Origin of the sequence: Streptomyces sp. NPDC018045, from assembly GCF_044327445.1 — a bacterium.
Taxonomy (GTDB): Bacteria; Actinomycetota; Actinomycetes; order Streptomycetales; family Streptomycetaceae; genus Streptomyces.
The window spans coordinates 1-19627 of the sequence record NZ_JBIRFL010000049.1 but is presented as its reverse complement, the minus strand read 5'-3'; the positions used below and the strand labels follow the sequence as shown (position 1 = coordinate 19627).

The following is a 19627-nucleotide window of genomic DNA, read 5'->3' as shown; positions in this document are numbered from 1 at the left end:
GATTGAGGACGTCCTCGCTCGCACAACTCGACCGCACGCATACGCCGAGCCTCGGCCAACTGCGGTCGTGTCAGCGGTGGAACGGACACTCCGGACACAACAGACGCAGGCTCGGAAGGCACATCAGCATCTCCGCACCACCACAGCCCCCCCACACCCACAGAACTAATGAAAACCTCAGTAGTGCCCACTCGCGGCCGCTCGGTGGCCGAGCAGTCGAAGAACTATCGCTACTCCACCGCCCATCAGGTCGTCATCGACGCCGACAGCCGCCTGGTCGTCGTGGTCGCCCGGCCCGTGCCCGGCAACCGACATGACTCGAAGGGCTGGGAGGAATCCGGCGCCAAGGCCGCCGTCGGCAACACCATCACGATTGCCGATGGCGGCTACCAGGGCACTGGCCTGGTCATCCCGCACCGCCGCAAGGCCGACCAGGCCGAACTTCCGTCTGGAAAGAGAAACATAACCGCTCGCACAAACGCGTTCGTGCGCGCGTGGAGCACACCTTCGCCCGCATGAAGACCTGGAAGATCCTGCGCGGCTGCCCCTCAGAGGCGACGGTGTCCATCACGCCATGCGCGGCATCGCCCGCCTGTACCACCTCGCCCTCACCGGATAGCCAACGTCCGACATGGTCCAGGATGCTCATGCGAGCCGGAAGGAAGGACGGCAGTGTTGCGCGTGCTGACGTGGAACCTGTGGTGGCGCTTTGGCCCATGGGAGGACCGGCGGAAGGCCATTCTCACGGTGCTGGGCGATCTCCGCCCCGATGTCGTCGGCCTGCAGGAGGTGTGGGCGTGCGGCGGGGAGAATCTTGCAGGGTGGCTGGCGGACAACCTCGACATGCACTGGACCTGGGCAGCATCTCGTGCACCGGAGCGGTGGCAAGACGTCTTGGGGACTCAACGGTTGACATCGGCAACGCTGTCCTGAGCCGCTGGCCCCTCGCGCAGCACGACACGGTGGAGTTGCCGGCCCGCGAGGACGACGATGACGGCCGCCTGGCGCTCTATGCGCGCATCGACGCCCCCACACACCAGGTGCCATTCTTCACCACCCACCCCACGTCGGCCATTGATGCCTCTGCGGTGCGCTGCCAACAGGTCAGAGCGCTTGCCGAGTTCGTAACAGCGCATAGCCAGGGAACCGACTTCCCGCCCGTTGTCACGGGCGACTTCAACGCATGGCCAGACTCCGACGAAGTACGGCAGTTCGGCGGCTACAAGTCGGCACCTGCCATCCCGGGCCAGGTCTTCCTCGACGCGTGGGAATACGCAGACCCAGCACAGCCGTCAGCGACCTGGAACGCGGGCCAACCCGTTCGTCGCGGCCGGATTCGAACCCAGCGTCCGCGTCGATTACATCCACGTAGGCCCACCAGGCCCTGAAGGTCTTGGCTCCGTCAGCTCTGTCCAGCGTGTCGGCGACCAGCCCGTACACGGTGTCTGGCCGTCCGACCACGCCGCTGTCCTCGCAAACCTAAGAAGGCCCTCAGACCTGCACCGTCTGCCCTGACAGGCATTACGGGACATCCTTTAACCAACAGCATTGCCGCCGGTGCAGGGAGTGTGGCCCGATGTCGGCGAGCAGGCCAGCCTGAGCGAATGTTAGCCGAACCTTGCCGCGACCCGACCGTGTCGCACGCTTTGCTGGTGACTTGGTCTGTCAACAGGCGAATGTGCCTTGGGAGACGGCAGAGCACGCGGTGACGAATCGGTCGCATAGCAGTGCAGCCACTTGTTGGCGGACTGTTGCAAGCCCGTGAAGCGCGAGGTTGGTTGGCCTGTGCGACACTCTGGCGGGCGCCGGGTGCATCGGGACCTGCGCTGCCGACGCGCTCTCCGAGGGTGAGTGCCGCACAAACCACTCCGCGTATTCACTCTGCATGCAGGCGCGCATTCTAGTGGAACTCCGGGGCCGTATTCAACTGTAAGCGCGCCCCAATACCGGGCCATTGTCAGCGATGCGACAGTGTTGCGTAGCTCGCCGAAGTGTCTCCGGGGTGACGCCTAGGCTACACCCGATACCCAGTTCGAGCAGTAATAGTCACGCCCGCCCGTGGTCAGGCATACCTTCATCTTGAATACGTGCCCCTCGGTCATGTTCAAGGTGAAGTTTCTGCACTTGCCCGCCCCGTCGTACTCGCCCAGATAGTGAGTCGAGTCGGGCTCGTCCGCTATCTTGACAACAGCAGTGACGACCCTAGCGTCTGCCTTGAGATCGCAAATCCTGAAGACGTCTCCATCGTCATTGAACATCGCCTTCCCGCCCCAGTCCTTGGCATGGTCCGTCGTGTGGGCCATGGCATCCTGTCCGGCAAATGCCGGCGAACCACAGAACGCCACAGTCGCGGTGGCGGCAACCCCGGCCGCCACAAAACCACGTATCCTCATAATTCTCCCACTTCACTGTTGGCCGATAGACCACAGGGGGAAAGAAAAACGGTCGACGATGCAGAAAAATGTGCCGCACTGAAGACTCCCCCGAGATCACGACGACCTTACCTGCAATGACAGGCGCATGTCCAAGCTGGCAATACTTGAAGTGCAGCAACGCGAAATGCAGGTGGCTGCTTTTCCGGCAATATGCACCCTTACAAGGCATATATGGGCAGGCTGTGGCGCTTGTCCAGGGGCGCAATCCACTGACGGAGCCTGCCCTCTGCGGCGCCCCGCCCGATGTTGCCCTTCTCGGTAGAGGGACCGGGCAGCGCGGAGCGGCGACCGCCAGTGCGGTTTCGCGCATCGTCAGCCGGTGGGCGCCCCGACGTACTCAGGCGAGCCTGGCAGTGCTCAACGCAGAAGACGTGGCATCCGGTGCCCGGCCGGGCGGCGAAACCTGTTCGCTGTGGTCGGCGCCTGTGAGCGCCGGTCAGGATACGCTAGCGCTGGATTCCTCAAATGGGGTACACGTATTGGCGGCGTAGTGTCCGTGTCGGTGGTACCGGTCTTTCCCATATCCAGGGCCGGGCCCGTGCGTTGAGCTGGGCGGTTGCCAGGTGGGTGGCCTGGTCGGTCTCGGGTGGTCCGGCGAAGGACTGGCCGGCAAGGGCGGCCTTGGGGAAGATGCGCCACCAGCCTTCCTGGAGGTTGAGCCAGCAGGCGCCGACGGGGATGAAGACGTGCCGGTTTCTGGGGTAATCCTCAAGCCAGGTGTGGGTGGACAGGCTGTTGTGTGAGGACAGGTTGTCGGTGACGACGTAGATGTCCCCGGCTGGGTTGACTGACTCGATCTTTTGAAGAAACTGCTGGTAGAAGGCGCTGTTGCGGGAGCATGCGGTCATGGTGATCTCATGTCCGTCCCGTACCCTCAAGGCGCCGTAGACCCAGGTCTTCTGCGGCCCGCGACCGTAGTCGGCCTCGGACTTGATGCGGTGGCCGTTCGGCGACCAGCCCGGCGCGGGCGGGAACGTGCGGGGGATCACCGGGCCGAGCTCGTCGGCGCAGACGACCGTCGCGCCCTCGGGCGGGCAGGTGTAGAGCTCGATGACCCTCGCCCTTTTCTCTCGTGGCCTGGATCCTTCGAGCGGGTCTAGTACTCCAGTCGCGCTTCTCCATTTTCCCTGATCACAGGCCCCTTCGAGAGTCTATTTCGCTGACGCTCCATCAGAGACGCGGTGGTTCGTGACTCACCCGATCGGGGCGCGTTGAACAGTCATGGATTTGGAGAGCGATGTCGAAGTAGGGTTGTGAGAAGCCGAGTTGGGGTCGTTGCTGCTGCGGGTGGGCGAGCGGTTCGCTCGGGTCGAGCCGAGGCGGCGGATGCGGGACTATGTGCGCGGTCTGCTGGGGCCGGTAGGACGGAAGAACATCTGGCAGGTAGCCGAGTATGCGGGTGACGACACCCCGTACGGGCTGCAGCGGCTGCTGTCATGGTGCCAGTGGGACCCTGATGAGATCCGCGACGACCTGCAGGACTACATAGCAGAGCGGCTCGGGCAGCCGGACGGGGTGCTGATCGTCGACGACACCGGCTTCCTCAAGAAGGGCACCGTCTCAGCGGGGGCGCAACGGCAATACTCCGGCACCGCCGGCAGTACGGAAAATTGCCAGATCGGAGTGTTCACTGCCTACGCCTCCGCGAAGGGCAGGGCCCTGGTGGACCGCGAGCTCTACCTGCCCAAGTCCTGGACCGAGGATCCCAACCAGTGCCGGGCCACCCGGATTCCCGAGGGCAGGCCGTTTGCGACCAAGCCGGAACTGGCACGCGCTATGGTCCGGCGGGCGCTGGACTCCGCACTTCCGGTTGCCTGGGTGACTGCGGATGCGGCCTACGGGCAGGAGTGGCACTTCCGGCGCATGCTGGAGGAAGCCGATGGAGCTACGTCCTGGCGGTGCCCAAGTCCCAGCAGGTCAAGTCTCCGGCGGGCAGCTGGCGCATCGACCATGTCCTGACCGGCGCCCCGGCCGAGGCATGGGAGCGAATCTCCTGCGGCAACGGGGCGCAGGGGCCGCGGGTCTACGACTGGGCTGCGGCCAAGCTGCCCACCATCGACGGTTCCGCTCCCACCCACGACCGCTGGGTGCTGGCCCGCCGCAGCCTGGCGCGTCCTGAGGAGATCGCGTATTACCTCGCCTTCGCCCAGGTGGACGTCACGGTATCCGAACTCGTTGGGGTAGCCAGCTCCCGCTGGGCTATCGAGGAGTGCTTCCAGGCCGCGAAGAACGAGTGCGACCTGGACCAGTACGAAGTCCGTCGCTACGTCGACTGGTACCGCCACACCACCCTGGTCATGCTCGCCCATGCCTTCCTGGCGGCGATGGCAGCCCAGGCCCTCGAAAAGGGGGCCGCAGAAACGAATCCACCAACCACGTTCCCCTCACCGTGGCAGAAATTCGACGGCTCCTGGACCTTGCCCATCCCCACCCGGCCCGGCACCGGTCTTGCGCACCACGTCGACTCCACTGGTCCCGCTGGCGCCGACGTCACCAAGCAAGAGCCCGGCACTGCCACTACCAACGCCGCACGCACCCCGATCGGGTGAGTCACGAACCACCGCGCCTCTGATGGGGCGTCAGCGAAATAGACTCTCGAAGTGGCCTGTGAGCAGGGAAAATGGAGAAGCCCGACTGGAGTACTAGACCGGATCGAGTACGCGCTCCATGAGCGGCCCGACCGGACCTTCGCCTTCGACGAGTTCGGACCGCTGGGCATCCGCCCGACCGCCGGTTCCTGCTGGGCGAAGCGGGGCAGGCCCGACCGCCTGCCGGCGACCTACCACCGCACCCACGGCACCACCTACTTCCACCGCTGCTACTCGGTCGGCGACGACACCCTGTGGAGCGTCAACCGGCGCCGCAAGGGCATCACCCCCACCTGGGCCGGACTCAAGTCGATCCGCGCGGCCCGCCCCGACGGCGCCCCGATCTACGTGATCCTGGACAACCTCTCCGCCCACAAGAACTGACACATCCTTCGATGGGCGGCCCGCGACAAGGTCGAGTTGCGCTTCACCCCGACGAACGCATCCTGGGCGAATCCGATCGAGGCGCACTTCGGCCCGCTGAGGCAGTTCCGGCCTGTAACGACGCGGCCACGTCGATCGACCCGTCTCGTAACACGATCAAGATGTGCTCGGACCTCAGTGTGTATTGGCGTATCGAGCGGATGGTGCGGTCTGTCGAGAGGGCGGTCAGCCGGCGAGCTGGCTTTGCCAGTGGTGCAACGGCTGGATGAGGCGGCGTCCGGCCTGGTCGTCGATGGTTTCGGCGAGGCCGTGCAGGAGGGAGATGAGCATGGCGCGGGTAGTGGGGTCGGTCAGCCGCTCGCCAGGCTCGGCCTCGTGGTCCAGGCGGGTGTGGACTTCGGGGACGGCGACCTGGGGGCCACCGACCACGTAGACGTTGAGCAGGGCGAACAGTTCACGCAGCTGACTCTGGGCGCGGATACCGCCGAAGACGCCCGGGGAGGCGGACAGGACTACCGCGGCGTGGCCGGGCAGGACGCTCGCGCCGTAGGGGCGCGAAGCCCAGTCCAGGGCGTTCTTCAGCACGCCGGGCAAGGCGCCGTTGTATTCGGGGGTGGCCACGATCAGGCCGTCGGCCTCGGCGATGGCCTGCCACAGCCTGCGTACGGTGGCCGGCGGGTCGGTTTCGAGGTCTTCGTTGAAGTGGGGCAGTTCGTCCAGGCCCTTGAACAGCTCGATGTGCATGTCCTGGGGGGCGAGGGTTTGAAGGCCCTGGAGCATCTGGGTGTTGAACGAGGCGGCTCGCAGAGAGCCGGAGATGGCAAGGACGCGGCTCATGAGGGGTACTCCAGGAAGAAGAGCGCGGCGGTGTTGCCGCGCGGACGTGGGTAAGCGGTGTGGGGACAAGAGGCTGAACCCGCCGGGCGGGGGGGTGCGGGGCGGGGCCAGCGATCGGGACCGATCGGCTCGGTCAGCCGCGGAAGCTCTCGCGCTGGGCGAAGTCGGGGATCTCGCCGGCCGCGAAGGCGTCCGTGTAGTGCAGGGGGTGGATGGTGTCGATATTCCATACGTAGATCGGCAGCCGGTCGCGGGCCACGGCCAGGCGTGCCTGGTTGGGGCCGTGGTTCATCCCGCCGGGGGTGACGCTCATCAGCCCGGGGGGCGGGCCGACCCTGCGGCCGTCGTGGGCGCCGAGAGGGACGATCACCTCGTCGTAATCGACGTTGCGGTGGTAAGGCTGTGCACGCTCGGCGTCCTCGCCGCTCTGCATCGGGCGCGGGGCCATGGTGACGATCCAGTTCTGGCCCGACTGGAACGTGGCGTGCGTCATCGGCGGTACATCCAGCCGTTCCGATGTCAACGGCCGGATGTCCGCCAGCCGGAGACGGAACGGGGCGAGGCTGCCGGTCCAGCCCTCGACGTCGGCGGGATCGAAGGCGTAGAAGACCGACGACAGCTCCCCGTCGCGCTTGACGAGCACCTCCCACTCCCCGTCCGCGTTCTCCGCCGAGATGCCCATGGGCTGGGCGTCGAGCTGGGGGACGTCCAGGACGCCTCGGTCGAACGGCAGGAAGTGACCGAGCAGGCCCCTCTCGGGAAGCGCAACCGGCTCCCGCGTCTCCACCACATACGTCAGGTGCTCAACCCCTTCGTCGGGTACGAGCCGGTAGCTGGTGCCCTTTGGAATGACCAGATACTCCAGCGGCCCGTACGTGAGTGTGCCGTAGTCGCAGACCAGGGTGCCGCTGCCGGATTGGGTCAGCAGCAGGGTGTCGCCGTCGGCGTTGCGGAAGTAGTACGGCATCGCAGCGGACCGCTTGGACACCGAGATCTTGATGTCGTCGTTGAACATCAGCAGCGTCGGCAGCGCCCTGGGGTCCGACGCGTCAGCCGTCGCGAGGTCGGTGAGCTGGATGCCGCGCGGCCGGATCGGGCCCTCCACGCGCAGCCAGTCGGTGGTGGGGTGGGCGTGGTAGAGCTGGGAGACCTCCCCCTCGAAGCCGCGGCGTGCGTGGTGCTCCTCGTAGGTGCCCTCCGGCACCGCCGAGTGGGCCTGACGGGCTATCCGGCCCTGGACGTGCTTGGCGAACATGGGGACTCCTCCATCGGCGCGAACCGGTGCCGCGCCAGTCGGGTGAGTGGTGTGGGTGTGCGGCGGGGCAGGCGGCGGCCCCGCCGCACCGTTCGGGGCGGCGCTGCCGTCGTGCTGGTGGCGGGTCAGTCCAGGGTGAGGACGAGCTTGCCGCGCTGGCTGCCGGTTTCCATCAGCCGGTGTGCTTCGGCGAGGTCGGCCAGTGCGAAGCGGCGGGTGATGGGCAGGTCCAGGTCGCCGCGGACGGCGAGGCCGGCGACCTGAGCCACGGTCTCGGCCGCGCGGGTGCCGAACATCATCGTGATGCCGTACTGCTTGGCCAGCGGCGGGCTGACGAGGGTCACGATGCGCGCCTTGTCGCCGGTCACGGCGATCGAGACGGTGATCGCCTCCTCGGAGCCGGTCAGGTCGAGGGATGCGTCCACCCCCTGCGGGGCCAGCTCCCGTACCCGCTCCTGAAGGCCATCGCCGTAGGTGACGGGGGTGGCGCCGAGGGCGCGTACGTAGTCGTGGTTGTCCTGGCTGGCGGTGCCGATGACCGTGGCGCCCCAGGCGCGGGCGAACTGGACGGCCACCGAGCCGACGCCGCCGGCCGCACCGTGGATCAGCACCGTCTCACCGGCGCTCACACCGAGCTTGCGCAAGGCGTTGAACGCTGCCTGGCCGACCGCGCCGATGACCGCCGCCGTCTCCCACGACAGATGCGACGGCTTGGAGGTCAGGTTCTCGGCGGGGACGACGACCTGTTCTGCGTAGGCCGCCAGGTCGACGAACCCGATCACCTCATCTCCCACCGCGAAGCCTTCGGCTCCGGCGCCGACCTGGTCGACCACGCCCGCGAACTCGTTGCCGAGCTGCTGGGGGAAGGAGATGTCGAAGACCGCGTCGAACTCCCCGCGCCGGATCTTCGCGTCGATCGGGTTCAGCCCCGCCGCCTTGACCCGCACCCGCACTTGACCGGGCTCGGCCTTCGGCTCGGGGAGATCGGCCACCCGGAGAACCTCCGGAGTGCCGTAGGAGTCCATCACTACTGCCTTCATGCTGGTCGCCGCCTTGCCTTCGATTGAGTGAGTTAGGGCCGGAAGCGTCCTTCGATCAGTACCGTCCAGCGCCCTTCTGATGCCTAAGTCAACGCCTGTGGCTCATTCGCGTCCAACACTCTTGAGCTGATATGTGACAGTCAGCGGCTGTTAACGTGGAGGGCGTGGACCTTGACCTGCGCCAGGTGCGTTACGCCGTCGCCCTTGCCGAGGAACTGCACTTCGGCCGGGCGGCAGCGGCGCTGACCATCGCCCAGCAGACGCTTTCCTCGCAGATCACCGCCCTGGAAAGCCGTGTCGGTGTGCCACTGTTCACCCGCGACCGCCGCCGCGTCGCCCTGACCCCGGCGGGCGAGATCTTCGTCAAACGCGGCCGACGCCTGCTGGCCGACGCCCAGCGTCTCGTCGACGAGGTCGCCCGCACCCGCGCACCTCTGCGGATCGATGTCCTCACCGAAGGGCTCACCCCCTCGCTCATCACCCAGCACTTGCGCGGCGAGTCACCGTGTCTGCCCTTCGAGGTCTTCCAGAGCCAGGGCCTGGCCGCCGCCCTGCCCCGCCTGCTCGCCGGAGATCTCGACATCGCCTTCGGCCGTATCCGCGGCCTCGGCCAGGACATCCCCGCCACCCTGGGCACGATGCCGGTCCGTCTGGAGCCCATCGGTGTCGTGATGCCCAGCGATCACCCACTCGCAGCCCACGACGAGGTGACGCTCGCCGCGCTTGCCGACCATCCCCTCCTGGTCCACACCGCCGAGGAAGCCGCAGAATGGCGCGACTGGATCGACGAAGCCGTCAACGACTTCAGCCTCCAGGTCGCACTGCGGGTACGGGGGCACGGTCGCGCCGCCATCCACGCCACCGTCCTCGCCCGCGGCCACCCCGCCTTCGGCCTCACCACCGGAGGACTCCCCGACGGCCTCACCGCCCGCCCCCTCATCAACCCTGTACCGCTCTACCCCTGGCACGTTGTGTGGAACACCAACGCAGCAGCACCTACCGTCAATCGGGCCCTGGAACTCATCCACAACTACGCCAAGGGTCACCACTGGCATCAGTTCCCCGACCGCACCTGGTGGCTCCCAGGCACCGATCGGGCCCACCTGAACGGCCCCTCCTGACACTGCTGGAGAGTGTTCAATGAACGGCGATCGTCGCCTATGGTGCAGCGGCCGGCTTCGGCCGAAGGCGCCAGGAGTGATTCAGACCGTCCCTGGGCGATCCAGGGCGGGCGGCTGTAGTCGGTCGTAGTCGAGATGCTGGTAGCAGTAGCTGCGCTTCGTCGAGCGAGGTCCGGCCGCGGCGCGCGCCGCCCAAACCGGAAGTTCGTTAGCAGCGGATAACTGACAACTACTGAGCGTTGCCGCTGTCCATGATCATGCGGAAGTGACCGAACGGTGCCCATGATCACGCGGAAATAGTAGTGGTCGGAGAGGATCCGAATGTTCAGGTCCGCGTCACTGAGGTCCGGGTGGCCCGCGCGGTAGGCGGCCACCGCGCCGTCACCCAGCCGGGCCTGCCGGGCGAGGTCGTCCGGGTCCGCAGATCTCATGAAGTCGTCAGCGAACAGCGCGCATTCGTCGCGGCTGAAGCCGAAGACGCTCTCCACGTCCCGGGCGGCGCCCGCCCGCAGCATGCGCCAGGGGGCATCGGTGAGCAGAACACCGTCGAGCACCGGGCTATAGGGGTGATGGACAGCGTCTCCCAGACGTCGGGGTCCTGGAACATGGCGGCCACCGGTGCGTTGTCGACCTCGTGGATCTTCTCGGCAGGGACACCGGCCATTGCCTCGGCGGTGGCGGGGACACCGAGCGCGCCCGTGATGATGCCGCTGATCCTCTGTGCCTGGTCCGCGCTGGGGAAGAAATGCGGGACGCTCTGCGCGATCACCCGGCGGAACAGTCCCCGGGCAGGCGGTGCGACAAGCAGGGTGGCCACCGGGCCACCGCCCGCCGACTGGCCGAGCAGGGAGACGTTCGCGGGGTCGCCGCCGAATGCGGCGACGTTGTCCCGGACCCACTCCAGGGCCGCGATCTGGTCGAGGATGCCGCGGTTGGCCGGAGCGTCGTCGAGTTGGCCGAAGCCCTCGAAGCCGACCCGGTAGTTCAGCGAAACGACCACCACGCCGTCGGCGGCCAGCCAGGTGCCGTCGTAGTCCTCGACGCTAGTGCTGTCGCCGCGGTACGCCCCGCCGTGGATCCACACCAGGACAGGCAGTCCTCCGGCGGCGGGGGCCGGGGGTCCACACGTTGACGGTGAGGCAGTCGGCACTGTCACCCGGAGACCAGTTCGGTGTCATGCCCTCCCCGGTATAAGGAGGCTGCGGGGCGGCGGCGGAGAAGGCGGTGGCCTCACGCACACCGTCCCAGGGCCGTACCGGCTGGGGAGCACAAAAACGCAGGATCCCCACGGGCGGTGCGGCATAGGGGATGCCGCGGAAGACGCTCACGCCGCTGTCGGTGGTCAGGCCGCGTACGGCCCCGTGGTCGGTTACGACGATCAAGTTGCTGCCTTCTGTCCGGTCGTTGTGCCCCCATTTCCTGCCTGGTCGGTGCCACTGACCAGGTATTTCGGCGAGGAGCATCGTAGTCGTAAGCCGCTGGTGGAACAGGTCATGGGGTGCAGCGGGGACAGCGGAGCGGGCGGGGGCCGGGAGGGCGAGCTGTACGTCAACGGCCAGGCACTCACCCGGCAGTGGGCCGACGAACTGCGAACGAAGGTGCCGGAGCTGCCCTCGGACCTCGACCGGCTCCAGGCCATGCGCGCAGAGTGGCTGGACGCCCCGAGCGCCGCACGCTCGCACTGGCCGGCAGTGGGTTACTCGGCCCGCCCCGCGACCGGGGCGGGCGGCTTGGCCGGCGCCACCGTGCGCGGCCGGGACGCTGCCGCGACGTCCCCCTGACCGAGGCGGTCGCCGAGCCCCCTCACCCGGAACAAGACCATCCGGCAGCAGGCAGTACTCGAACTCCGGGAGACTCTGCCCCTCACCAAGGTCGCGGCACTCCTGGACCTGCCCGGCGGCCGCGTCGACCAGCTCGCCAAGGGCAAGTGACCGGATGCCGCCGAGTCAATCTCGTGCCGCCCGGGTGACCGGACACTCAGGCGTCGGCGGGCGCCGGCTTCCTCGGCCATCTGGGGGGGCAGCCCTCTTCCGGGCGAGAGGTCCAAGCGAGTCCGGGGCACCATCTGGGGGGGTGATCGGCGAGGCCCTCCGGATGAGCGCCGAGGAGGCGGAGGAGGAGTGGGGGCGGGACGAAGCGGCCTGGCATCACCGCAGCGTGGTGGACAGCCTGGTGCTGAAGGACCCCGGCAAGCGCGCTGCGAAGGTCGACCGCTACCGGCACCGGCTGCACGGTCTGCGTCCACTGACCCGGCTCCTGCCACACTGGCAACGCCCTGTCCCCGGCAGTTGCGATGCCGACAGGGCGTTGCCACCGGGGCGGCTATCCAAGCCAGACGATGTTCAGGACGGTCAGACGGCGCAGCGGCCGGTTGATCCAGTAGGTGAGGGAGAGCTGGCCGACGGACGCGCAGCGCACGTCTTGGCCCTCGGGGTCGTCGGCGTTCCACTGCCCAAAGCCCCACGGATCGCCGGCGGCGGCGTCCAGGATGTTCCACACGGTGTCCTCGACGTCCTCGGGGAGAGTGCCGAGGACCTTCGCGGCCGGTGGCGAGAAGCGGACCGCGTATGGCTGTGCGGTCACCGGCGCCTTCGCCTTCCCCGCAGCTCCGCCATGTCGATGGCGTCGCTGTCGTCGTAGCCGGAGGCGATGAACGCGTCGACGGCCGGGGCGTGGGCGAGGCGGCCCTGCCACTCCTGGACGACCCCGTACACCCCGCCGAGGGAGAACGTGCGCCGCGATTCCTCAAGCGCGGCCGCCCACTCCCGCTCGAAGGCCGGCACCCAGGCGCTGGCGCGCCGGTCGGCGCGCAGCTGGGCGAGGAGTTCGGCCGGCGCCCCGGGCGCGGGGGCGTAGGGCGTGACGGGGGCGTGGTCGGGCTGCGCGCTCATCGGCTGGTCCTCCCGGCGGCGGGTCGTCACCTCACGGTACGCGCGCCGGGTGGCCGTCGATCGGTCATGGGCAAATCCCCCTACCGGGTGGGCAGCGCGCGGGCGACGGCCTGGGCGTGCTTGCGCAGCGGCAGGTCCTGCTTGCCCCAGGTGGCGGCCACGTAGTTGAGGAGTTCGGCCGTGACGCGCTCGGAGTCGCTCGGGTCGCTGGCGAGCAGCTTGTCGGCGGCGCGGGCGACGTCGACGGCCGGGATGGACAGGCCTTTCGGGGCGAGGGCGTTGCCGCGGTCGCCGTCCAGGACCAAGAGGTGGCGCACCTGGTTGCGGGACTGGATGGCGATGGCCTCGCGCGGCGAGGCCGCATCGGCGACGACGAAGCCGGGGTGGTTGAGGATCGCCGCGGCGATGGCCTCGATGAGCACCGGCTCCGGCAGCAGGTCGTCGTCGGTGGGCTCCGCCTCCTTGAAGGTCAGCGTGTAGTTGATGCCGGCCTCGGTGGTGAACCACACCTTGTCGCCGCCGGGGGCGGCGTCCGCGGCTGCGAAGTGCGGGCTGCGGCGCAGCGCGTCGGCGACACGGACCGGATCGTGGTCGGCGTCGAACAGCAGGCTCTTGTCGCGGTCGATGGGCGGATGTGACTGAGCGCTCCAGTTGGCCACCCTGAGCTTCATGGTTGGCCTCGGGGTATGGGGTGCTTTGGCATGGTGAGGCCGCGTTCCGCGAAGTCGCATGGACTGCCTGGCAGGCACTTGGTCCGGGGCGCCCTGCTCAGGGTCGCAGGTACTACGCGGGGGTCTGCGGAGTCGGCGACTCGGGGTGGAACTGCTCGACGCGGTCGCGCTTGGTGTGCATGTCCCAGCAGAGCTCCGCGAGATCGTCCGGGTCGGCGACCGGAAAATGCGGGCCGTCGGCCGACTCGAAGGCAGCCTGGGCCGCAGCGGACACCTCACTGCGGGCGATCAGGGACGCGATGGTCAGAGCACCGGCGTAGATCCCCTTGTCCGCCAGCTCGGCGTTGAGGGAGTACAGGTAATTGCGCGTGGCGGCCATCACCGGGCCCAGGCCGCTGAGGCGGGGCATGGGCTGCGCCGCCGAGTAGCCCTGAGCCAGCAGGAAGGTGCCCTCGCCACGCTCGGTCCACTCCGGCAGCAAGGCCCGGACCACCTCGACCGGGGTGAGCAGCAACAGCGGGGTCAGTCCCCCCAGGGTGGCCGCGTCCAGTTCGGCGGCGGGGGTGAAGCCCTGGTCGCCGCTGATCGGCCCGTACTCGACCACGTCGATCCGGCCGAAGCGGTCATGGATCGCCTCGACGAGGGCGGGTACCCCGGCCGGCTGGGAAAGATCGGCGGGAAACGCGACCGCTTCGATGCCTTCACCGGCGAGCACCTCGACGAGGGCGTCCAGCCGGTCCTTGCGGCGGGCCACCAGGGCGACCCGGAAGCCTTCGCGCCCGAAGCGGCGGGCGACGGACACCCCCAGACCGGTACCGGCACCGAAGACGGCGATCACTTTGGACATAGGACTACCCCTTGCCACGGCAGTTTCTTGACCCTTTGGTCAACTTATTCGCCGACGGTAGCACGCGACTTGAACCGGGGGTCAAGTTAGTCTGAGGGGAATGCGGCCAGGGTGGCCGCAGCGCCGGAACCAGGAGGAACGACCTGATGCGGGCCGACGCGCAACGGAACGCGGAGAAACTGCGGGCAGCCGCCGCCGAGCTCTTCCAGGAGCGCGGCCTCAAGGTGCCCCTCAAGGAGATCGCCCGCCGGGCCGGAGTCAGCCACGGCACGCTCTACAACCTCTTCGGCACCCGCGAGGCGCTCATCGACGAAGTCGTGGCAGGGCTGGCCGCAGACCGCCTCGGCGAAGCCGCCGAACACGCCCTGTCCTTCGAGGAGGCCGGAGAGGGGTTCGCGTACTACATCGAGAGAGTCTGTGAACTGCAGGCCACCGATCCCGCGGTCGCCGACGTCGTCAGCGGACGCTTTCCCGCCGCCGAGTGCCTGATGGCCATCTGCGGCCAGACGAAGGACGCCGCCACACGGATCATCGAGCGAGCCCAGCTCGCCGGCGCTGTCCGCCCGGACTTCACCGGCGAAGACCTCCTGCTCTTCTTCGGCACCAACGCTCTCCTCGCTCGCGCGGTCGCGGACACGGCGCCCGATGCCTGGCGCCGCCAAGTCGCCTTCCTGCTGACCGGACTGAGCACGGAACCAGCGCAAGAACCGCTTTCCGTCGCTCCGCTGGCCCCGCCGCAGACGTACGAAGTGATGGGCAGGCTCGCCGGCACGCCGTAGCAGGTGCGGACGCCGCCCTGGAAGTACACGACACCGCGACCGGGAGCCCCGCATCGGCTCGGCGCTGAGCACCGCAGCGGCCGACTGAAACGCCCAGTGGCCAACTGAAGTGCTCAGTCGCATGTGCCGAGGATCGTTACGTGCCACCGGCGGAGCTGCATAGGCTGGCTGAAGACCCGGGCCGAGGCAGCCTGGTCGTCACCCAGGAGGCAGGCTACTTGTCACAGACGCTCCATCAGCGGGCCGTCCCGTCGCCAGGTCAAGGCGTGACGCGCGACGAGTTCGCCGGGATGCTCGGTGAGCAGACCACGGCATGTGGACCGGCACGCGACGCGTTGATCGCCGGCGGGACCTTCATTGTCTGGGACGGTCTGGTTCCTGCCGACCGCCTGGCACACACCTACTGGACGCGGCTGCGTATCACCCAGAAGCGCGGCCAGCCGACGCTGGCCCTCGCCGCCACCGTCGGCCTTCTCTCCCATGCGGCACAAGAGCCGCTTCGCCTCGGGCGCATCGACGCGGCAGACACGCCCTGGACGTTCATGCTCTTCCTCAACGCCACCGCCACCGCGGGACTGGCCTGCACCGGCGTCGCGAGAAGCCAGCCCCCAGAAGTGACAACATGACTGCCATGGTGACAGCTATCGTGTCTTCGGCTCATCACAGCGGAAAATCAGCGGTCACGTATTCGCTCCTAGTCAGTAATCCAGATCCAGGTAATCGATGTCGTTGATTTCCACGTCCGACAGTCCCATGGCGCGGCCACCGCCGTCCTGGAAATAGACTTCTTTGAATCCTTCGGCGATGATCCCACGCATCTGCTGGTCGTTGGCGCCCGCGTCGCGGGCGTCGAACAGGCGCTGTGCGTACGCCGGGGGGAGGTGCACGGTCAGTCGCCGGAACCGTCCGTCGTCGGTCGTGCCGACGGAGGCGGTGTACCCGAAGCGAGCTCTCGTCTCCACCGTGATCCCCCCGCTGGTCGCCGCCTGCTCCTGCCGGCGCTTGCGGACCTGCGGCTGCCAGCGGGCCCGTACGGCGTCGTTGATCTTCGCGGCGATGTCCTTGGGCGGGTTCTTCCGCGCCCCGCGGCGGTAGCGGTTGACCGAGTCGGCGGTGACGCCGAGCTCCGCCGCGACAGCCTTCGCGGTTCCCATCTGCTTCAGCAGGTAGTTGATGCGGCCCTGGAGGGTCTTGGGCGGCTGGCGGGTGAAGCTCTCCCGGTCGGCGCGCTCGATGGCATCCTCGATCTCTCCCACTGGTCAGGCTCCGTCCGTGAGCGGGCTGTGGCCGTACCGGTCAGGGACCAGGCGGGCGTCGGCAACTGGTGCGAGGTCGACGACCAGGCGCTCGCCCACGCCGAAGGTGGCCGTGGCGTTGGATGCGAGGTACCCCAGGCTGCGCAGCTCGCCGACGGCCTTGCGGAAGGCGTCACGGCCCTCAGCGGCCAGGCGCTCGGTGCGGGTGAGGGAAACGAGTTCGCTGATCGTGGGTTCCTGCCCGGGGGTGTAGCCGGTGGCGAGTTCGGCCAGGATCCCGCGGGCGCGCCAGGTCAGGCGCATGTCCCGCACGGCCCGCGCGAACAGCGCAGGGTCGTGGGTGGGCGGGGTGGTGGGGACGGGCCACTGCGGGGGCGGCGTGTCGGTGGTGTTCATCAGGTGCGGTTCCCGTGCGATTAAGATCTATTGTGAGTGCGTTCGCCGTCGGGGTGACGTTGGCCGCCGCCAGCACCCAGACGGCGCTGGCAGAACCGCCGCCAAATCCGGCACCACCCGAGGTCACGGTGACCACGCAGGGCGACTCCCCCGGACTAGGCCGTTTCCTTCAGATCATCGGATCGTTGGTTGATGTGTGTCGTTGACTGACGCCCAATGGGCACGCATCGAGCCGTTGCTGCCGGATCGGACGCCGAAGCGGGGTGGGCGGTGGCGGGATCACCGCCAGGTGATCGACGCGATCGCGTACAAATACCGCACCGGCACTCCGTGGATGGATCTGCCCGAGCACTTCGGGTCGTGGAAGGGCGCCCACAACCGGCTGCGGAAGTGGGCCGCCGACGGCACCTGGGAGAAGGTCTTCACCGCCTTGCTCGCGCAGGCCGACGCCGAAGGCGACCTCGGCTGGGTGGTCGCGGTCGACTCCACGATCGTGCGGGCTCATCAGCACGCCGCCGGGGCCCGTCAAAGGGGGCCCCGGCCGGCGAGCCGGCCGACCATGCCCTCGGACGGTCCCGCGGAGGGCTGACCACGAAGATCCACCTCGCCGCAGACGGCCGCTGCCGGCCGCTCACTTTCGTCATCACACCCGGCCAGGCCGGTGACGCACCGGCGTTCACGCAGGTCATGGCTCGGTTAAGGGTGCCCCGGCGGGTCGGCCGTCCGCAGGTCAGACCGGAGGCGGTCCTGGCCGGCAAGGCCTACTCATCCCGGGCGATCCGCCATCACCTGCGGCAGCGCGGGGTCCGGGCGGTGATCCCGCAGCCCGCCGACCAGGCCGCCAATCGCAAACGGCTCGGCCGGCTTGGCGGCCGTCCGCCGGCCTTCGACCGTGTCGCCTACAAGCAGCGGAACACCGTCGAACGCTGCATCAACAAGCTCAAGCAGTGGCGCGGCCTGGCCACCCGATACGACAAGACCGCCACCATCTACCTCGCCGGACTCCACCTCGCCGCCATCTTCATCTGGTCGGCGAGATGATCCGAAGGAAAGGCCCTAGCAGCCAGTTGCAGGTTCTACGCCTCAAGGCCTTTGCACAGCGGCTCGCGGATGACGGGTACTGGGGGCATCCAGACGTGTTCTGGTGGGCCTGTGGCCTGTACCAGCGAGGTGGACCTCGAGTTCTATAACAACTTCTCGCGCATATGGATGACGGCAGCGACCTCGCGCCAGCATAAGTGTGCGCCACCGCTGCGGTCGTCGACCTCACCGGCTACCTGTGAGAACCGCCCCGGCGACCCGAAGGTTGCCTGGCGTAGCAGTACGGCCGGGTCCCTCGTGGACTCGAGCGGTCACTCGGCCACCGGGACGGGGTACAGCCCTGTTCTGTACGTTCCCTGCGCGTAGTGGGAAATTGAAGGGCCTGTGGTAGCCGGGCCGGTCTCGGCCCCGGGCCTTTCAACCGTCATGGAGAGGACCGGTCACGGCCTCGGATCACGACATGCTGTGGCGTCACTGCGCGCATCTGGGCCGTGTCCTGCTGCCGCTGGTGGATCAGGAGGCATGGCGGCAGGCTCGTCGCCACGAGACCCTAAAAACCTGGGGCATCGACATAGTGGTGGGCGAGCGATTGATCGAAATTTTCACGGCCCTGGCCGCCCACGCTGTGGTGGCCGACACTTCGGTGTCCGCCGCAGGCTTCGACGCCCTCCCCCTCAGCGCCGTGGCCGACGCGGCGACCGGCAAGCGCGACATCGAACTGCTCGCCGGGCTCCCGAGCGCCTTCGCCGACGACAGTGACAGGCAGGCCGTCAACGTCTTCCGTCTGTACACCTACAAGGGTGGGCAGTACAGCCGCCAGCTCTTCCATCTGAGCAGGGAAGTTCGCCATTCATGCCTCGTTCTGGTCGGTCGCCTACCGATGCCGGTCCCCACATGTGGAGATCTCTTCCGCCGGGCGGCCGAAGTTGGTCTGCCCCAGTGATGACCACGATGCGGCCGATACCTCTGGTGATGCGAATTCATACATGCCGGGCTGTGATGCCCACAGCGCTCAGGACGGCAGTTCACACATCCAGGTGGGTACGGGCAACGCAGCCGCTACGGAGGCTGCATCGAGTCGGCGCGGGTGCCATCCCGGGGGCATCAACGCACGAGCCTGTGCCCCGATCGCTATGAGTTCGCCGCGGTAGTGCGGCATTGTGGACCGCAACAGGCGCTGCACAGCCCAGAAGCGTTCCGCCTCCGCATGGGTGTAGGAACGAGACTGCTCGGCGACCACGGCCGGGCCGGCGCCAGTGCCCTGCGGCTCCCTTGCCGGGGGGATCCGGGCGTTGCGGTAAAGAACATGTGCGTCGCGGCGCGTCACCACGACCGAGTCGACCCCGGGCCGCTGCTCGGCAGAGGTAGCCACGTCGGCCAGAACCCGGAAGCTGGCGTCGTGCCCGGCAGCGGTGGTGAACCGGGCGGGCAGGCCGCGCCGGTTCATCTCGGTGTAGCGGGCGGCTGTGCCCTGCCGGGAATCGGCCGCGCGCACGGCCAGCACCACCAGCTCCCCCCGGTAGCCAGCCTGCCGGTACAGGGCCGCGGCGGCAGTGAATTCTGCCAGGCTGCCCGGGGTGGCCTCGATGACGACATCGCCGCGCTGCTGCCGCGCCCATGCCTCGGCCTGGGCCTGCCAGGCCCGGTAGTCCGCGCGGATTCGTACGGAAGCCGTACGCGGCTCGGCACGCAGCAGAGCCAGATAGTCCGGATGCGCCTGCTTGAAGTCGTCACCGCGGATATGGGCGGGGGTGTCGCGCAGGCTGCGGTGGACCATCCAGGCGGCACGGGTCTTGCCAGCACCGGGCTGGCCGATCACGAACACGACGACTGGGCGCTCCTGCGGTGTGACGCCTGAGGTGGTGCTTGCTGCCCGGACGTACTCGGTCGACCGGGCTGGGGCCGCTTTCGGGCCCCGGCGAGCGGCCCTGACGTGGGAGGAGTCGATCACCGCCCGCGACCAGTCCAGCTTCTTCGCGACCCGCAGCTTATTCAGCAGCACCAAGTGCAGTTCGTCCCAGACGCCGGCATCGTTCCACGCGGCCAGACGCCGCCAGCAGGTCATCCCGGAGCCGAAGCCCAGCTC

The 19627-nt window shown here is 68.2% G+C and carries 18 protein-coding genes and 6 pseudogenes; 10 read left to right on the top strand and 14 right to left on the bottom strand.

Annotation, left to right across the window (positions count from 1 at the left end):
- Positions 1–177: 177 nt before the first annotated feature.
- A pseudogene (locus tag ACH4EB_RS37830) lies at positions 178–619 on the top strand (transposase); the annotation flags it as partial.
- A gap of 56 nt (positions 620–675) precedes the next feature.
- Positions 676–1515, top strand: a pseudogene (locus ACH4EB_RS37825) (endonuclease/exonuclease/phosphatase family protein).
- 494 nt (positions 1516–2009) lie between these two features.
- Here ACH4EB_RS37825 and ACH4EB_RS37820 read toward each other — a convergent pair.
- Together ACH4EB_RS37820 and ACH4EB_RS37815 are read right to left on the bottom strand one after the other, a co-directional pair.
- Positions 2010–2393, bottom strand: coding sequence for a hypothetical protein (locus ACH4EB_RS37820; RefSeq protein ID WP_398353037.1), 384 nt, complete (start codon positions 2391–2393; stop codon positions 2010–2012).
- 503 nt (positions 2394–2896) lie between these two features.
- Positions 2897–3424, bottom strand: coding sequence for a transposase (locus ACH4EB_RS37815; protein ID WP_398353036.1), 528 nt, complete (start codon positions 3422–3424; stop codon positions 2897–2899).
- A gap of 277 nt (positions 3425–3701) precedes the next feature.
- On the opposite strand from ACH4EB_RS37815, the pseudogene ACH4EB_RS37810 reads away from it, so the two are divergent.
- Together ACH4EB_RS37810 and ACH4EB_RS37805 are read left to right on the top strand one after the other, a co-directional pair.
- Positions 3702–4795 (top strand): annotated as a pseudogene (locus ACH4EB_RS37810) (IS701 family transposase); the annotation flags it as partial.
- A gap of 282 nt (positions 4796–5077) precedes the next feature.
- Positions 5078–5515 (top strand): annotated as a pseudogene (locus ACH4EB_RS37805) (transposase); the annotation flags it as partial.
- Between the two features lie 117 nt (positions 5516–5632).
- Here the strand turns inward: ACH4EB_RS37805 and ACH4EB_RS37800 are convergent.
- The 3 genes from ACH4EB_RS37800 to ACH4EB_RS37790 all read right to left on the bottom strand — a co-directional run bounded on the left by ACH4EB_RS37800 (position 5633) and on the right by ACH4EB_RS37790 (position 8539).
- Positions 5633–6244 (bottom strand): NADPH-dependent FMN reductase, encoded by a 612-nt coding sequence (locus tag ACH4EB_RS37800; RefSeq protein WP_398353035.1) that lies wholly within the window; start codon positions 6242–6244, stop codon positions 5633–5635.
- 133 nt (positions 6245–6377) lie between these two features.
- Positions 6378–7499, bottom strand: a complete 1122-nt coding sequence (locus tag ACH4EB_RS37795) for a homogentisate 1,2-dioxygenase (protein ID WP_398353034.1) — start codon at positions 7497–7499, stop codon at positions 6378–6380.
- Between the two features lie 125 nt (positions 7500–7624).
- Positions 7625–8539: an NADP-dependent oxidoreductase gene (locus ACH4EB_RS37790; protein WP_398353033.1), complete on the bottom strand. Its 915-nt coding sequence runs from the start codon at positions 8537–8539 to the stop codon at positions 7625–7627.
- Positions 8540–8703: 164 nt separating this feature from the next.
- On the opposite strand from ACH4EB_RS37790, the gene ACH4EB_RS37785 reads away from it, so the two are divergent.
- On the top strand, positions 8704–9660 hold the full coding sequence (locus ACH4EB_RS37785) for a LysR family transcriptional regulator (RefSeq protein ID WP_398353032.1): 957 nt from the start codon (positions 8704–8706) through the stop codon (positions 9658–9660).
- 427 nt (positions 9661–10087) lie between these two features.
- Here the strand turns inward: ACH4EB_RS37785 and ACH4EB_RS37780 are convergent.
- Positions 10088–11123 (bottom strand): annotated as a pseudogene (locus ACH4EB_RS37780) (carboxylesterase family protein).
- A gap of 30 nt (positions 11124–11153) precedes the next feature.
- Between ACH4EB_RS37780 and ACH4EB_RS37775 the strand changes: the two are divergent.
- Positions 11154–11441: a hypothetical protein gene (locus ACH4EB_RS37775; RefSeq protein ID WP_398353031.1), complete on the top strand. Its 288-nt coding sequence runs from the start codon at positions 11154–11156 to the stop codon at positions 11439–11441.
- A 541-nt stretch (positions 11442–11982) separates the two neighbouring features.
- Here the strand turns inward: ACH4EB_RS37775 and ACH4EB_RS37770 are convergent.
- From ACH4EB_RS37770 to ACH4EB_RS37755, 4 genes are all read right to left on the bottom strand, one after another.
- Positions 11983–12243: a hypothetical protein gene (locus ACH4EB_RS37770; protein WP_398353029.1), complete on the bottom strand. Its 261-nt coding sequence runs from the start codon at positions 12241–12243 to the stop codon at positions 11983–11985.
- Positions 12240–12551: a DUF6247 family protein gene (locus tag ACH4EB_RS37765; RefSeq protein WP_398353027.1), complete on the bottom strand. Its 312-nt coding sequence runs from the start codon at positions 12549–12551 to the stop codon at positions 12240–12242. The genes ACH4EB_RS37770 and ACH4EB_RS37765 overlap by 4 nt, the downstream gene beginning before the upstream one ends.
- Positions 12552–12631: 80 nt before the next feature.
- The gene (locus tag ACH4EB_RS37760; RefSeq protein ID WP_398353026.1) at positions 12632–13222 is read right to left on the bottom strand and encodes a hypothetical protein; all 591 of its coding nucleotides are present in this window, start codon (positions 13220–13222) and stop codon (positions 12632–12634) included.
- 112 nt (positions 13223–13334) lie between these two features.
- Positions 13335–14069, bottom strand: a complete 735-nt coding sequence (locus ACH4EB_RS37755; protein WP_398353024.1) for an SDR family NAD(P)-dependent oxidoreductase — start codon at positions 14067–14069, stop codon at positions 13335–13337.
- Between the two features lie 146 nt (positions 14070–14215).
- Between ACH4EB_RS37755 and ACH4EB_RS37750 the strand changes: the two genes are divergently transcribed.
- Both ACH4EB_RS37750 and ACH4EB_RS37745 read left to right on the top strand, forming a co-directional pair.
- A complete protein-coding gene (locus ACH4EB_RS37750; protein WP_398353023.1) occupies positions 14216–14848 on the top strand; it encodes a TetR/AcrR family transcriptional regulator in 633 nt (210 codons plus the stop codon).
- Positions 14849–15114: 266 nt separating this feature from the next.
- Positions 15115–15474 carry a hypothetical protein gene (locus ACH4EB_RS37745; protein ID WP_398353021.1) on the top strand — a complete coding sequence of 120 codons (360 nt, stop codon included), beginning with the start codon at positions 15115–15117 and terminating at the stop codon, positions 15472–15474.
- 72 nt (positions 15475–15546) lie between these two features.
- On the opposite strand, the gene tpg is transcribed toward ACH4EB_RS37745, so the two are convergent.
- On the bottom strand, positions 15547–16104 hold the full coding sequence (gene tpg / locus ACH4EB_RS37740; RefSeq protein ID WP_398353019.1) for a telomere-protecting terminal protein Tpg: 558 nt from the start codon (positions 16102–16104) through the stop codon (positions 15547–15549).
- 3 nt (positions 16105–16107) lie between these two features.
- Positions 16108–16500, bottom strand: coding sequence for a hypothetical protein (locus ACH4EB_RS37735; RefSeq protein WP_398353018.1), 393 nt, complete (start codon positions 16498–16500; stop codon positions 16108–16110).
- A gap of 196 nt (positions 16501–16696) precedes the next feature.
- On the opposite strand from ACH4EB_RS37735, the gene ACH4EB_RS37730 reads away from it, so the two are divergent.
- Both ACH4EB_RS37730 and ACH4EB_RS37725 read left to right on the top strand, forming a co-directional pair.
- Positions 16697–17541 (top strand): IS5 family transposase gene (locus tag ACH4EB_RS37730; RefSeq protein ID WP_398353016.1). Its coding sequence is split into 2 segments (ribosomal slippage): positions 16697–17027 and positions 17027–17541, totalling 846 coding nucleotides; the frame shifts between segments, so codons are not numbered across the junction.
- A gap of 460 nt (positions 17542–18001) precedes the next feature.
- Complete coding sequence (locus tag ACH4EB_RS37725; protein WP_398353015.1) at positions 18002–18484, top strand: hypothetical protein; 483 nt, start codon at positions 18002–18004, stop codon at positions 18482–18484.
- Positions 18485–18553: 69 nt separating this feature from the next.
- Here the strand turns inward: ACH4EB_RS37725 and ACH4EB_RS37720 are convergent, their stop codons facing one another.
- Together ACH4EB_RS37720 and ACH4EB_RS37715 are read right to left on the bottom strand one after the other, a co-directional pair.
- Positions 18554–19360 (bottom strand): zeta toxin family protein, encoded by an 807-nt coding sequence (locus ACH4EB_RS37720; RefSeq protein WP_398353038.1) that lies wholly within the window; start codon positions 19358–19360, stop codon positions 18554–18556.
- Between the two features lie 13 nt (positions 19361–19373).
- Positions 19374–19627 (bottom strand): annotated as a pseudogene (locus ACH4EB_RS37715) (IS5/IS1182 family transposase); the annotation flags it as partial.

What these genes read in the sequence shown, in the direction of transcription:
- ACH4EB_RS37760 (WP_398353026.1), bottom strand. Translation starts at nt 13,222, where the DNA reads ATGAAGCTCAGGGTGGCCAACTGGAGCGCTCAGTCACATCCGCCCATC.
- ACH4EB_RS37800 (WP_398353035.1), bottom strand. Translation starts at nt 6,244, where the DNA reads ATGAGCCGCGTCCTTGCCATCTCCGGCTCTCTGCGAGCCGCCTCGTTC.
- ACH4EB_RS37790 (WP_398353033.1), bottom strand. Translation starts at nt 8,539, where the DNA reads ATGAAGGCAGTAGTGATGGACTCCTACGGCACTCCGGAGGTTCTCCGG.
- ACH4EB_RS37795 (WP_398353034.1), bottom strand. Translation starts at nt 7,499, where the DNA reads ATGTTCGCCAAGCACGTCCAGGGCCGGATAGCCCGTCAGGCCCACTCG.
- ACH4EB_RS37820 (WP_398353037.1), bottom strand. Translation starts at nt 2,393, where the DNA reads ATGAGGATACGTGGTTTTGTGGCGGCCGGGGTTGCCGCCACCGCGACT.
- ACH4EB_RS37755 (WP_398353024.1), bottom strand. Translation starts at nt 14,069, where the DNA reads ATGTCCAAAGTGATCGCCGTCTTCGGTGCCGGTACCGGTCTGGGGGTG.
- ACH4EB_RS37725 (WP_398353015.1), top strand. Translation starts at nt 18,002, where the DNA reads ATGCTGTGGCGTCACTGCGCGCATCTGGGCCGTGTCCTGCTGCCGCTG.
- ACH4EB_RS37775 (WP_398353031.1), top strand. Translation starts at nt 11,154, where the DNA reads ATGGGGTGCAGCGGGGACAGCGGAGCGGGCGGGGGCCGGGAGGGCGAG.
- ACH4EB_RS37765 (WP_398353027.1), bottom strand. Translation starts at nt 12,551, where the DNA reads ATGAGCGCGCAGCCCGACCACGCCCCCGTCACGCCCTACGCCCCCGCG.
- ACH4EB_RS37750 (WP_398353023.1), top strand. Translation starts at nt 14,216, where the DNA reads ATGCGGGCCGACGCGCAACGGAACGCGGAGAAACTGCGGGCAGCCGCC.
- ACH4EB_RS37735 (WP_398353018.1), bottom strand. Translation starts at nt 16,500, where the DNA reads ATGAACACCACCGACACGCCGCCCCCGCAGTGGCCCGTCCCCACCACC.